The 13459-nt window shown below is 45.0% G+C and carries 10 protein-coding genes; 4 read left to right on the forward strand and 6 right to left on the reverse strand.

What is annotated here, in order from left to right:
* The coding region (locus GX089_14365; protein NLP03674.1) for an AAA family ATPase at positions 1-1394 on the reverse strand (1394 nt) is incomplete at its 3' end.
* A 180-nt stretch (positions 1395-1574) separates the two neighbouring features.
* On the opposite strand from GX089_14365, the gene GX089_14370 reads away from it, so the two are divergent.
* The gene (locus GX089_14370; protein ID NLP03675.1) at positions 1575-2651 is read left to right on the forward strand and encodes a VanZ family protein; all 1077 of its coding nucleotides are present in this window, start codon (positions 1575-1577) and stop codon (positions 2649-2651) included.
* 133 nt (positions 2652-2784) lie between these two features.
* Here the strand turns inward: GX089_14370 and GX089_14375 are convergent, their stop codons facing one another.
* Positions 2785-3264, reverse strand: coding sequence for an acyltransferase (locus GX089_14375; protein NLP03676.1), 480 nt, complete (start codon positions 3262-3264; stop codon positions 2785-2787).
* A 436-nt stretch (positions 3265-3700) separates the two neighbouring features.
* On the opposite strand from GX089_14375, the gene GX089_14380 reads away from it, so the two are divergent.
* From GX089_14380 to GX089_14390, 3 genes are all read left to right on the forward strand, one after another.
* Positions 3701-6409 (forward strand): hypothetical protein, encoded by a 2709-nt coding sequence (locus GX089_14380; GenBank protein NLP03677.1) that lies wholly within the window; start codon positions 3701-3703, stop codon positions 6407-6409.
* Positions 6410-6891: 482 nt separating this feature from the next.
* Complete coding sequence (locus GX089_14385) at positions 6892-7299, forward strand: GxxExxY protein (protein NLP03678.1); 408 nt, start codon at positions 6892-6894, stop codon at positions 7297-7299.
* Between the two features lie 193 nt (positions 7300-7492).
* Positions 7493-7681, forward strand: a complete 189-nt coding sequence (locus tag GX089_14390; protein ID NLP03679.1) for a superinfection immunity protein — start codon at positions 7493-7495, stop codon at positions 7679-7681.
* A gap of 53 nt (positions 7682-7734) precedes the next feature.
* On the opposite strand, the gene GX089_14395 is transcribed toward GX089_14390, so the two are convergent.
* The 4 genes from GX089_14395 to GX089_14410 form a co-directional block, all read right to left on the reverse strand.
* Positions 7735-9489, reverse strand: coding sequence for a hypothetical protein (locus GX089_14395; protein NLP03680.1), 1755 nt, complete (start codon positions 9487-9489; stop codon positions 7735-7737).
* Between the two features lie 486 nt (positions 9490-9975).
* Complete coding sequence (locus tag GX089_14400; protein NLP03681.1) at positions 9976-10686, reverse strand: NAD-dependent protein deacylase; 711 nt, start codon at positions 10684-10686, stop codon at positions 9976-9978.
* Positions 10687-11134: 448 nt separating this feature from the next.
* Entirely contained in the window at positions 11135-11308 is a 174-nt protein-coding gene (locus GX089_14405; GenBank protein NLP03682.1) for a GIY-YIG nuclease family protein, read from the reverse strand.
* A 351-nt stretch (positions 11309-11659) separates the two neighbouring features.
* Positions 11660-13459: carbohydrate-binding protein (locus GX089_14410; protein ID NLP03683.1), on the reverse strand; the 1800-nt coding region annotated here is incomplete at its 5' end.

Below are 13459 nucleotides of genomic sequence, written 5' to 3' on the forward strand. Positions count from 1 at the left end.
CCCTGCTTGTCGCTCTCTATGCCAAAAGGTGAGGAGTTGTCCTCATCGATCATCGCCTCGAGCTGCGCCTCTTTCCGGCGGTTTACCTGAATGGCAATCTCCATTTCATAGCCCTGATCGGAAGGCTGATAGAAAGTTTTTCCTTGTAAAGATGACGGAAGGTATTGCTGGGCTACCCAGTGATCCCTGTACGCATGAGGATAGAGATAGCCTGCCCCGTGCCCGAATCCCTCCTTATCCCTGCTTGCATCTCGGAGGTGACTCGGGACATCATCCGATGCCTCCTGGGATACAAAGTTGAGTGCATCAAAGAACGCCATGCTGGAATTGCTCTTTGGAGCGGTACTGAGGTAAAGACAGGCGTGTGCAAGATGGTACCTGCCTTCAGGAAGTCCCACATAATCGAATGCCTGTGCCGCACTGACTACAACCTCCAGCGCCTTCGGGTCAGCCATTCCCACATCTTCACATGCAAGAATCATCATCCTCCGGAAGATAAACCTGGGATCCTCCCCTGCGTAGATCATCTTTGCCATCCAGTAAAGCGCCGCATCAGGATCCGAGCCTCTTACCGATTTTATGAATGCTGAAATTGTATCGTAATGCGCATCCCCATCCTTGTCATAAAGCACCGCTCTCTGCTGAATCGATTCCTCGGCTATAGCACGGTTGATCCTCACCACCCCGTTTTCATCGGGTCTTGTGGTCTCAACAGCCAGCTCCAGCGCATTGAGCACCGCCCGCGCATCACCATTGGCCACCTTTACAAGATGATCCTCGGCATCCTGCTCCAGATCCACCTTTAAGTTTCCATACCCCCGCTCCTTGTCGTTGAGAGCCTGTCTGATAACCGCCTTGAGATCATTCTCATCGAGAGTCCGGAGCTGGAAGACACGGGATCTGGAGACCAGTGCTTTGTTCACCTCAAAGTAGGGATTTTCGGTTGTGGCACCGATCAGAATAAGGATTCCATTCTCCACGTGCGGCAGGAGCGCATCCTGCTGTGACTTGTTAAACCTGTGCACTTCATCGACAAACAGGATAGTTCTTTTCCCATACATGGCGAGAGTTTTCTGTGCTCTGTCGATGGATTCCCTGATCTCCTTAACACCTGCCAATACTGCATTTATGGACAGGAACTGTGCTTTGGTGGTATTGGCGATAATCCGCGCCAGGGTGGTTTTGCCCGTTCCCGGGGGGCCGTAGAAGATAAGACTTGAGAGCTGGTCAACCTGGATAGCTCTTCTTAAAAGCCTGCCATCCCCGATTATATGATCCTGCCCGACAAACTCATCAAGAGTCCTGGGACGCATCCTGTCGGCAAGAGGGGCAGTTTTTTTCAGCAGCTCCTCACGGTGCCTTTCAAAAAGATCGAAGTTTTTGGTATCTGGCATAGTTCTTGAAAATAATTAACACGGGTTGTTCTGATCAGGAAAAACACAGATTATATACGGATTAAAGAAACAGAGATTGCACAAGTTTCCTAACCGGGGTCGGTATAGGGATTGAAAGCCTCAATCACAGCGTATCGCGGATAATTCAGGATGACAGATACCGATCGGGAACAGACATGTATGAGAAGCAGGATATTGTCACAGAGATCGATTAAACTCACCTGGTTGATTCTTCTGTTTCTGCTCTCCCTGACATGTGTTTTATCTGCCGGACTGTGGCCCTTTAACTTTTTTCCGGTAAACAGCGCAATTTGGAATGAGAGTGATAATTCTCTTTCTTTCAGAAAGCCATCTATTGCATATATCCCAGTACTTCCCTCAAACCTTGACACCCAAAACGGATTCACCATAGAATTAAAAATCAAGCCACTCCACAGGTATCTGCGCACTTTTCCCAGAATTCTCTCCATAGGGACAATCTCTGAAGAGTTGCTCGCTGTCGGGCAGTGGAAATCCGGTATTGTTTTCAGGGCTTTTGACAGTTGCACTGGCGGATACAACGAGATAGGTTACAGGGGAGCGTTTTCAGAGAAGCGGCCTGTACATATTACACTCAGTACCGGTCCTGAGGGTACGGTGATATTCCTTGATGGCAAGGCTGTCAGGAAGGAAAAAAGGCCTCTGTTAAGCAGTAATTCCATTTTGAACGGAACGGTTGTTCTTGCCAATGATTTATCAGGCGACCATCCCTGGAGCGGCGAGTTCTATTATCTGTCTATATCTTCCGGACATTACACTGGTAGAAATTTGTCCGATAGAAAACCAGGTGGAGATAACCTTATCAGAATCGATTTCACCAGAAGAGATGAGTCTTTAACCCCGTCAAATATCACTGAACTTATAGTACCTCAGAGGTTTTCTCCTCCGCATAGAAAAGTTCTTACCCCTTTCTGGGTCGATTTCAGATTGAACAGGCGCTACTTTGCTGATCTGATCCTGAATATTCTGGGATTTATCCCCTCGGGACTTCTTCTTGGGCTCATCTTTCTCCACAGCGGACTCAAACCATGGAAAACTCTGATCTTTACGTTTTTTATCCTGTTCTCAGTTAGCCTCTGCATAGAGCTTTCCCAGGTCACACTTCCCACACGTACATCACAGCTTTCCGACCTGATACTGAACACAACCGGAGGACTGTCAGGAGGTCTTCTTTCACTATGGTTTGACAAGAGAATGAATATATCTGAATACAAGTGAATTACTATTTAGTTTCTGTTCAACGTCGTTCCTGCAAAGCAGGAACCCAATCTTTACAATCAGCAAACCAGAAAGTTTTTTTCTTAAAGTCACTTTTTGGAGGATTAGGGGACCCGCATAAGGGAGATCCCTTTCACAGCGGACGTAACCCCTTGACAAAATCGCTTGCGGAAGTATGATGCGTAAGGGGGACAGTAACCCGTCCCAGAGGTCTGGCTTTTGATGTCCCCCAGAGAGTTGCCGGAGGAACACTGCGGGAAACGGTTGTGCCGGCCTGTATAACCGCACCATCTCCGATCTCAACCTCAGGAAGAATAACGCAGTGAGGCCCAATAAAAACATTATTGCCGATAACTACTTTTGATTTGAAATCTTTTTTCCTGGGGCCCCAGTAGAAATGGGCAATTATGGAGGTCCCAATACCTATTGTGGTGTTATCACCGATACTTATCGCCTCAGGATGAATCTCATCGATGTAAACATATTGACTTATCCACACATTTTTCCCTATCTTTACCCCCCGGAGCCTGTGAAGAAAGGGCCTGAGTCTGTATCCGCCGGGAACTGAGTATGCCAGCCTTCTTAACAAGCTCTGGGTGATCCTGTTAATCATCAAGAATTCTCCTCTGCTGTATGAAACCGTCAATTTGACCTGTAATCCAATCTCATGTGATCTATACAGACTTGTGGATGGTTTCCTTTTATCTCTCTTCCGTATAGTATTCAACAGATCAGGGTGCAAATATCTCGCCAGATAAGCTCCTAATCCGTAGAAGAGGAATGTCATATATGCAAAAGCCGGTATTCAATGGTTGGACGATAGAAATGAATTCCTGGTTTCGTAGAATGCAGATTGGGCTGTAGTGATTATAGTAAAGCACAAAAATTTCTTAGGAAAACAAGAAATTCAGGGACGCAATCGCCACAAAACTGTTCCCCAACGGACTACAGTTTTTGTTTTCCCTGGACAAAATTCCACCCATCGTATAATAAATTATAGATAGACCATGTTGTCTAAGGTTGTTCTCAGTTTAACCAGGGAGTTTACCGTGAATTTAAAGACTATTACCGGTATCTGTCTTGTATCCGGTCTTCTTATCTGCGCTCAGGCCCAAAGCGGTTACAAATGGGGAAATGTTAAAATCGGCGGAGGTGGATTTGTTTCCTCAATTGTGCCATCCACTGTAGAACGTAACCTTTTCTATGCCCGTACCGATGTTGGAGGGGCTTACCGCTGGGATGAATCGAAAAAGGAATGGATTCCACTGATGGACTGGGTGGATGCATCTGAGAGAGGACTGCTGGGTGTTGAGGCTATAATGCCGGATCCGGTAAATGCCAATAAGGTATACATGGTCTGCGGGACATCCTACTGGAACTACGGACGTACCGCGTTTCTGCGCTCGTCAAACAAAGGTGATTCCTGGGATGTTATCTACACTTGGGACGAAAACGGGGATAAGGGGAACGCCATAACAAAATTCAGTGCGCATGGAAACGGCATGGGACGGGGAAACGGTGAGGCGCTGGCTATAGACCCCAACGACCCCGATATCATGTTTTACGGCTCAAAGAACAAGGGACTTTTCAAGTCAACTGACAATGGAAACACCTGGAATCATGTTGGCACATTTACGGCTGCAGCAGGCTCTGATACTACCTGGAACGGCTCCGGGTTCTCTTTTGTAACTTTTGCTCCCGGAAGTTCCACAATTCTTTACGCCGGCTTTCTCCGTGAAGGGAACAATGTGTTTCAGTCAACGGATGGAGGAGCAACCTGGTCTGTTATCCCCGGCCGTCTGAAACCTGCCACAAAAGGAGGCTATATTCCCCGTCTGATGCCTCAGAGGGTTGCGATCACTCCTGATGGCGGTACACTTTACATTACATTCGGGGATGGGGCAGGACCTCACACCATGGCCTGGGATGAAGGGTGGGGACCGATAAAGGACTGGTTCAACCGTGGCGCTATCCTCAAGTATGAAACAGCAACACAAACCTGGACCAATGTGTCCCCTGAGAATTTTATCGATCCCGGAGACGGCAATTACGATCCGGATTCTGTTTACATTGCCTGTTACAGTGGAATATCGCTCAATCCCGCCAACCCCCTGGAACTTGTGGCATCATCGGTTGGTTACCGCGGTCCACAGTTCTGGAAACTTCCCTCGGGATGGAAAGATCAGTGGGGGTCGAATATTTACTACAGCAGTGATGGCGGAGCGACCTGGTATCCCTCATTTCAGTACTACTGGATGGACGGAGGAATTTATCCGTATGCAGAACAGATGGATGAAAACGGTATCGGGTGGATGTTTAACAGTTCAATTCACTGGTCCGGAAGCTGTGCGATGGATCCGTTTAATCCCAAACGTGTTCTGGTGACGTCGGGAAACGGCATATTTGCCACAGATGATATAACTGCCTTTTCTTACGATGAAAGTGTTCATCCACCGCTGATTCAGGAAACCGTGTGGAAAGTGATCTCTCATGGTATCGAGGAGACGGTACCGGAGGAGGTTGTGAGTATTCCCGGCGGTCCGCTTATCTCTATTATCGGCGACTATGACGGGTTTCGTCATGATGACATAAATCAGTATCCCGCAAATAGACATCAGACAAATGTAAACGGTACGATGGTGGGCCTGGGATCGACCCGTGCACTTGCCTATGCTTACAAGGCAGATAAACTGGTAAAGGCTGCAGATGCCCGCACATCGAATCCAACCACCTACACCGATGTGCCTATCTCTCCTGTCCAGTTCTCATCTGACCAGGGTGAAACATGGACTGTCGGGACTTATGAGAGTATAAGCCAGGATTACAGGAAGGGGTTAAGTGTCGCGATATCCGCTGATGGTGCGGTAACGCTCTGGACTCCGGCTGTAAAGGTTGTAAACGGCAATGAGGTCTACGATGATTATCCGGTGTTCCGCTATGCCAATTCAGCCTGGGCAGAGGTTCCGGGGATAGACGGGGCGTTTGTTGTGGGAGACCCGGAAAATGCCGACGTTTTCTATGCTTACAAGAAGAGTGAAGGAATAATGTACAAGAGTACCGACAAGGGGGCAACATTTTCTCAGGTAAGTACTCCAGGAAAAAGCAGTTTCAAGAAATTCCGGCTGATTCCCGGACGGGAAGGTCATATCTGGATTCCTCTGACAGAAAACGGGCTCTCAAGGTCAGTTGACGGAGGAGCTACTTTCACGAAAATTGAGAATGTCTCCTACTGTGAAGCTGTAGGTTTCGGTAAAGCGGCTGCGGGCGCCTCCTATCCTGCCATTTACATTTATGGAACAGTAAATTCTGTGGAAGGTGTTTTCCGGTCAACCGACGAGGGGGCGACCTGGACAAGGGTAAACGATGATAACCACGAGTACGGCGGCCTTGCCAATGGTGAATTTGTAATGGGAGACATGAACACTTTTGGTGTGGTTTACATGAGCACAGCCGGCCGTGGAATAGTGGTTGGCATTCCCTCAGGAGGTGTCGGCACCACCCCCAATACCGCCATCACAAAGATAAAAGACAGAGTTCGTCTGTCCTCAAACACTCTTTATTTCACCGGGATTAACAACAAGGAAAAGCTGAGTGTTTCCCTTTACGACCTCAGGGGACGGACGATAGTCAGCAAATCAATTGACCACTCTTCAATTCTTCCTCTGCGTAAGCTTACAAAGACAAACGGGATGTTTGTGGTGAAAGTAAGCGAGGGTGAGAAAGTGATTTTGAGGGAGAGGGTGAATTTGGTGAGGTGATGAATTCGGAAAAGGCCTGAACCACTGATTAAACTGATTGAGATGATTAAGATGATTAGGAGATAAGATTAAGGAATTTGTGGTATTATTTACCAATATTTTCCCCCAGTCAGTTAAATCAGGTTAATCAGTTTAATCATAGTTCAAGACTATTCTTAAACAGTTGTCTCCATTCACGGCAGTTAATATTTTCATTCAGACAATGCTATTCTCCCAAATATTATAGTCATTTTTCCGATTCAGCTAAACCAGAATAATCAGTTAAATCGCAGTTCCAGACTTTTCCGGAAACTGTCTGCACCACTGATTAACCTGATTGAGATGATTAAGATGATTAGGAGATAAGATTAAGAATTCAGAGTAAATTTACAATTGTTTTTTCGCCAATCAGCTAAACCAGGTTAATCAGTTTAACCATAGTTCAAGACTTTTCTTAAATCAGCTTAATCACAATTCAAGACACATCTTAATCAGAGGCCAAAATGATTAACGAAAACTACAAATACTCTGCTTTGACCGAAGCAATAATAGGGTGTGCCTTTGAAGTGCATAAAATATTGGGGAACGGTTTTCAGGAAGTAATCTACCAGAGAGCACTTGAAAATGAATTTGCTTTAAGGAATATTAAAGCAATAAGAGAATTAGAAATGGGTGTGTTTTATAAGGGAAAGTCAATCGGTACAAGGCGGGTTGATTTTCTGGTTGAAAATGTAATATCTGTGGAAATCAAGGCTGCAGTAAAACTCGAGGATGTCCACTTCGCACAAGCAATAAATTATCTGGAAGCGTATAATCTGGAGATTGGAATGCTGTTTAATTTCGGATCAAAAAGCCTGGAATTCAAGCGCTTGTTAAATTCAAAATTTATTCCCAATAAGCTAAATCATTAAACTGACTTAATCATATTTCAAGATTTTATATCTGCATTTATATACACTTCCCTTGACTCTTGGTATCATTATTTGTATTCTTATGTGTATAAACCGGCTTGTTTATACCCGAACCCGGAAGCTACTTTGTAAAAAATAAATATCCATGTTCCGACATTTTTTTGTACAGGCATGTTTGTAAAAAGGTGATTTTATGGAAGAACTAATCGTCTCGGTTATGATAATCGGTGCCATTCTTTGCATTCTATTTTACTTCACTCCCTCATTTATTGCCTTCAGCCGGAAACATGAATGCAAAGGATGGGTCTTATTCCTGAATATATTCATCAGATGGACTGGTCTTGGTTGGTTTTTTTTGCCTTATCTGGGCTGCTTTTGGTAAAACTGATAAAGCATAATAAGGATCAGGCAAACCCCAGCTCTTTTCTCCAATAATCACTCTACAATGGCCTTACCCTCAAAAAATCCCGATCCCGAATTCTTTATTATAAACACCCCCCTGTATCCACTGCTCTTCAGTTTACCTATTATATTTCTGTCTTTGGCATCTTCAATACCGCTAATCTTTTTGCCGCTTAAAGTGTAAGCTGTAAACTTGTTGCCTGCATTTCCTGCCCTGAAAACCAGGCCCTTTATTGTGTTTCTCTCCGATATATGTGTCGCAGCAAGACGTTTGCTCAACTGGTCCTCATACAATGACTTCGGTTCCAGTGTTTCCCCTTCTCCTTTGCCCTCCACATGATCTACCGGATTGGTCTTAACCTCTGATTCAGCATTTACAGGTGTAGTCCTTACATCGGTTCTTGTTCCCCAGGTACCTATAACATAGCCATAACGGGCCTGCTGCGTATATATCACATAAGATGTCACCCCGGTACCCAGTCCGCAGGTATTCCAGTAGACACTGTGAGCCGCGGTAAGATTGTGCTTTGGCACAGAACCATACGGGCGATAGGCAGCCTGAAAATTACTGTTATCTGAAGTGCACCCGTCAAAGAGGTTCGATGCACTGAAATGCATGTGATGATCACTTCCTTTACCGGATGTACTTCCAGATCCGGTTGCCCCGGTCTGCTTTCCATTGTCCTTGTCATAGCATTTCAGGAAGACATTTCCGCACGAATACATGTGAGAAAGGACAAAACCGTGTCTGCAGAAACTTGCTTTGGAATTACTGATCAGACATTCATTTGCCTGTATCCTGTACATATACCCGTTACCACCACCACCACCGTACTGGCCTCGTTGAAAATGACAGGAATCAACAGTTACGCCTCTGGAATATGCAATCTGAAGTCCATTTGAGAGCAGATGCGCTGTGGTGCTGTTACCTGATGGTTGATAACTTGCTACCCGTCGTACCCATGAGTTACAAACACGTGAGAGACTTATAAGCCAGGAATTGTGACAATCATAAGAGGCGTTTCCAGTGCTGGAATAATCCTCTTCTCCCCACCCGGTTGTACCAGGGTGCTGTACATTCCCAATTGACAGGTCCTCAATTCCAGTTTCCTGCAGCATGACAGGGGAGAGATGAATCCTTGCATTGTCACGTGTTTTCATGGCATATCGAGTAGGCGCATCGATAGTCACTGTTTTAGAGCCAGTGTTTACATTTATGATTTTACGATAGTAGATAAAACCGGAAAAAGTCGATCCACCCCATTCGGTTTGCTCCTGATGTTCAGCTATCCAGGATGATGTTATATCCGAACGGATAAGCACCCAGTCGTCAACATTGAAAATCCCGGGATTCTCAACAGGTATTGTCAACGCGGGCCCCATCAGGTCTGATGTGATTTTGGTGTGGGTCGATGGAGGGCTGGTCCAGCTTGCTCCTCCTGACGGGCTGATGTTAATTACACTTTTTCCACGCATCTGATAGCTGGTGTTGAGAATAAAAGTCTTACCAATCCCATCACCTCTAAAAACGACATTGTCGGATGAGATCCGGAGTGCAGATGAGTTTGATCCTGGATTTACCTTGTAAATACCGGCAGGAAGGTATACGACCCCGCCACCTGAAGAGGAAGCCTGCGTGATGGCATTCTGAATCGCTGATGTCGCATCGTTTGTACCTGTTTTGTCAGCATTGTAAGGAGGTTTGGTCACATCGATTATGCCGGTTTTTACATCCGGAACAGGTTCCTCTCCTCTGTGATATCCTGCGTAAGAGAAATCCTGTATCATCTTTTCTGTGTAAAATGATGTTGTGACTCGGAGGACTCCAGGTTTCAGGATAAAGCTGACTTCTCCAGGCAAAAATCGACTGGGCTGATATCAATGTAAAAACCACAACCGGCTTCCTGAATAATACCATTATTTTTTCTCCATTTCCAGATATTAAATGACTTTTTGTTGGCTTTTTAAAATATATAATATATCAATTTTTTGTGTATTTTGGTAATTTTTATTGCTTTTTTGAGGACAATTTTTAAATGACTTTATCATCAAATATCCACCAAAGGGAGATTGTAAGGGCTTCAATCCGGGAGTATGTGTCTTTTTTGGATATGACAGGACCTGTTAAACAGAATTATTACGGGAAGTCTGTATGAGACTGCAAACCGACTATTCAGGAGAGAATAGCCCGGTCTGCCATTTCGACAAGTCTTTGAGGAGGGATCATTTTAAATTTGGACAGGAGGAGAAATCCGATTCGCACCCCTGCCTTTCTCATATACAAGCCTTTAAAGTTTCACCTATACTGTCGTTTATAACCAGTCTGGCCTTCTGATCATACTGGGTAGGACTCTTATTTATCAAAACCAGGCGTTTGCCGGAGTAATAAACAACCAGTCCTGCAGCAGGATACACTGTCAGAGATGTTCCGGCGACAATCAGCACGTCTGCATTTTCGATATGCTGTACGGATTTTTCCATAATATCAGCATCCAGGCCCTCTTCATAGAGAACAACATCTGGTTTGACAATTTCCCCGCACTGATCGCACTTCGGCACCCCCGGCGACTCCAACACATAATCCAGCGTATAGAATTTGCCGCACATCATGCAATAATTCCTGTGCACCGAGCCGTGCAGTTCCAGAACCTCTTTACTGCCGGCCATCTGGTGAAGCCCATCGATATTCTGCGTGATAACCGCCTTGAGTTTCCCCTGCTTTTCCAGTTTTGCCAACGCCAGATGAGCATCATTGGGTCTGGCCTCTTTATAAATCAGATTAGACTTATAATAATCGAAAAAATCTTCGGTATTGTTCATGAAAAAGGTATGGGACAACATCTCTTCCGGAGAAAAATGACTCTTTGCACGCTGAGAATAGAGCCCATTGGCACTTCTGAAGTCGGGAATATTGCTTTCGGTGGAGACACCGGCTCCGCCGAAGAAGACGATGTTATCGGAGGAGTTGATGATATCCAATAACATAGCTACTTTCTCTGTTTCAGGCTGATTCACAGTTTTTCCTTTTCTACGATGTAGAGAAACCGGATGCACATATATCCGATTAATAAATTACAGTTTGCCTGCAATATTTAAAAGTAGATCCACACTGGCCCCTGAGCGAAGCCGAAGGGGGGACCATGAAGTCGAAGGGGGACTAAACGAAGCAAAAGAGCTCGTTTCGGCTTCGCTCAACGAGCGGAAAAAGAGAACAGATTATCTAAAGCATATAGAAAATGATCGACAAACAAAAAAATGGAGTCAATCAATGAGAGAAATTTCCAGCAAACCATCAAATCAATCAAGAACCGGAATTGTCCCTATTTTTATAGTGTGATTTATTTTTACATTCAGCCAATTCGTGTAGTTTTTCAGTAAATCCTTTTATCAAAGCCTCCTTCTTCTTTCTACTCCAACCCTGGATCTGTTTTTCTCAATAAAAAGCCTCGTATATTCTTTCATATTCTTCATAATATACCAGTTTTACAGGCAAATGCTTTTTAGTAAAGTTTGCCCCTTCACCATTTTGATGCTGTTTTAATCTGAGGAAAAGATTAGTAGTACTTCCAGTATAATACGCTATTTGCACATTCAAGAATATATACATAACCTTTTTTCTTCTTTTCCATACTTATATCTAAGACGGCTTTTCTATTCATCAATTACTACATAAGTTCCATCACACACGAATTAAGATAATTTCTCCTCTGGAAATTCAAGTCCAAAATAAACTTTATATTTGTCTAAACCCATTTCTTCACTTTTCCTTGAAAGTGCTGATTTTTACTACAAAGAAAAAGTGAAAGCGTATTAATGAAAAACCAATTGAATTGTGATCTCAGATATCTAATATAAAAGTTGAAAACAAAGGGAGGAATCCGGTTTTCAATCAGATTCCTCCCAGTTTTTTTCAGCTAATGACGATTTTCAGGCTGACCCTGAAAAAGGAATTATCGTTTTATCTGTAATAAACCGGTACACTTTTTCTGAACTTCCCCGCAGTCATAGTTACAGCATAAAAGCCGCTGCTCAGCTTCGACCCATCAGCACCAGAAAGCCCAAGCTTATAGTATCCGGGAAGTTTGCGTCCTTCAAAAAGCACAGCCACCATTCTTCCGCGCATATCATACAACTTTACTTCCACATGTTCACTCTGCGGGAGCTGGAAATTCAGAATCCCGTTGGAACCGGACGCAATACCAAAGGTCTGCGGAATTCTTCCGAAAGATTTCACACTCAGAATTGGCTCTGCTGTCAGATGAACTTTCCATCCTGCACCAACCTGAGATCCATCGCTGATAAACCTCACCGTAATTCTGCCATCAGCACTGTTCGAACTGATCTGCTCGGGAATCCCATTCCCCGTAAAAGTACCAAGAAGTGCCTTGTTTTCACCACTTCCCGCATAGACAAGAAGCGAATCTGTTGCCCCATCACCCAGATCGAGCACCTCAAAATTCATGACAACCTTTAATCCAGCAGCTCCGGGAATGAAAGTAACCTCTCCTGAAAAATTACTGCTATACCCATAATATTTACCGCCGTCATCATAGAAAAAGGTGTCGTTCACAATTACCGCGTTGCCTGTTCCAGACGGCATGACAATTCCCACTGTGGGTGAATCCACATAAGTGGCTGTCACGATAATCGGAAAATTGCCAATGGTAACAGTGGTAATTAGCTGTAAGGGATTGGAGACTGCCGACAGGGATGCATTATCACCTGTCCAACCGGCAAAATATTTCCACTGCTCGGGCGGCGGATCCGCCTGAATCTGCACCACTGTTCCTGAAGCGTAATCTCCTGATCCGCTTCCATTGATAACCTGAAGTGAAGCGGTAGGTCTCACTGCAAACCAGTTGAGGCTGCAGGTACCTGAGACTGATTCGATACGCCAGACTACAACAGCAGTATCTAAAGTAACATACCCGCTCTCAACACTTACCCAGTTCTGAGTTCCTCCGGTCTGGGGAATATCTATCGTGTCAAGAGGTTTGTTCTTTGTCATATCTTTCAGAATAAGCCTGCCGCCATTTGAGGATGCAACCCTGAAGGAGAGATTGTAGAATCCGGCAGCAGATGCTTTAACCAGGTATTCCGCAAACGCGCCTGTTTCTCCGATCAGTAAATTCAGCCCTCCCCCCTCATCACTGCTGCTCCCTGTTGTGATCTTCTGCAAATACGGAGCGTTCTCTGCTTCAATGACTCCAGGCAATACCTGTACAGGACAAAAATGAGCCGTCACTGTGACATCTGCACTATCCATTGTAATGCTTGTGAGAGAAGAATACGGATTATTGACAGACTGCGATGAACTTGACCATCTTAAAAAACTGTCCTCATCCGCCCTGGCTTCAATTGAAACATTCTGCCCCGCAGTATAAGAGCCGCTTCCGGTACCGTTTACCACTGTGAGAGTAAAGAGACGCTCGGAGCGGAACCAGTTCAGAAAGAAACTGCCGTTTGATGATTCCATTCTCCACACCTGCTTTCCGGTGGTAAGTGCAATCTTGTTCCCGGTTACCGTTCTCCAGTTCTGACCGAATCCTGCACCAGGAAACGAAACTGAATCTATAAGGGTGTTAGTGCGCATTTCACGCAGTTTAAGCACTGCTGCAGCACTTGATGAGATACGGTAGGAAAGAGTTGTCGAATCTCCGGACTGCACATCAACCAGCAGTTCAATGAAAGCACCGGTTCTGGTGAAATTGACATACTGGCCTCCTCCGGCATCAGTTGCCGTAGCGGTGCTTGCATC

This window comes from Fibrobacter sp., from assembly GCA_012523595.1.
GTDB lineage: Bacteria > Fibrobacterota > Chitinivibrionia > Chitinivibrionales > Chitinispirillaceae > JAAYIG01.

Coding starts and splice junctions, on each gene's coding strand:
- GX089_14400 (NLP03681.1), bottom strand. CDS start 10,686: ATGTTATTGGATATCATCAACTCCTCCGATAACATCGTCTTCTTCGGC.
- GX089_14370 (NLP03675.1), top strand. CDS start 1,575: ATGAGAAGCAGGATATTGTCACAGAGATCGATTAAACTCACCTGGTTG.
- GX089_14395 (NLP03680.1), bottom strand. CDS start 9,489: ATGATACAGGATTTCTCTTACGCAGGATATCACAGAGGAGAGGAACCT.
- GX089_14390 (NLP03679.1), top strand. CDS start 7,493: ATGGAAGAACTAATCGTCTCGGTTATGATAATCGGTGCCATTCTTTGC.
- GX089_14375 (NLP03676.1), bottom strand. CDS start 3,264: ATGATTAACAGGATCACCCAGAGCTTGTTAAGAAGGCTGGCATACTCA.
- GX089_14385 (NLP03678.1), top strand. CDS start 6,892: ATGATTAACGAAAACTACAAATACTCTGCTTTGACCGAAGCAATAATA.
- GX089_14405 (NLP03682.1), bottom strand. CDS start 11,308: ATGTATATATTCTTGAATGTGCAAATAGCGTATTATACTGGAAGTACT.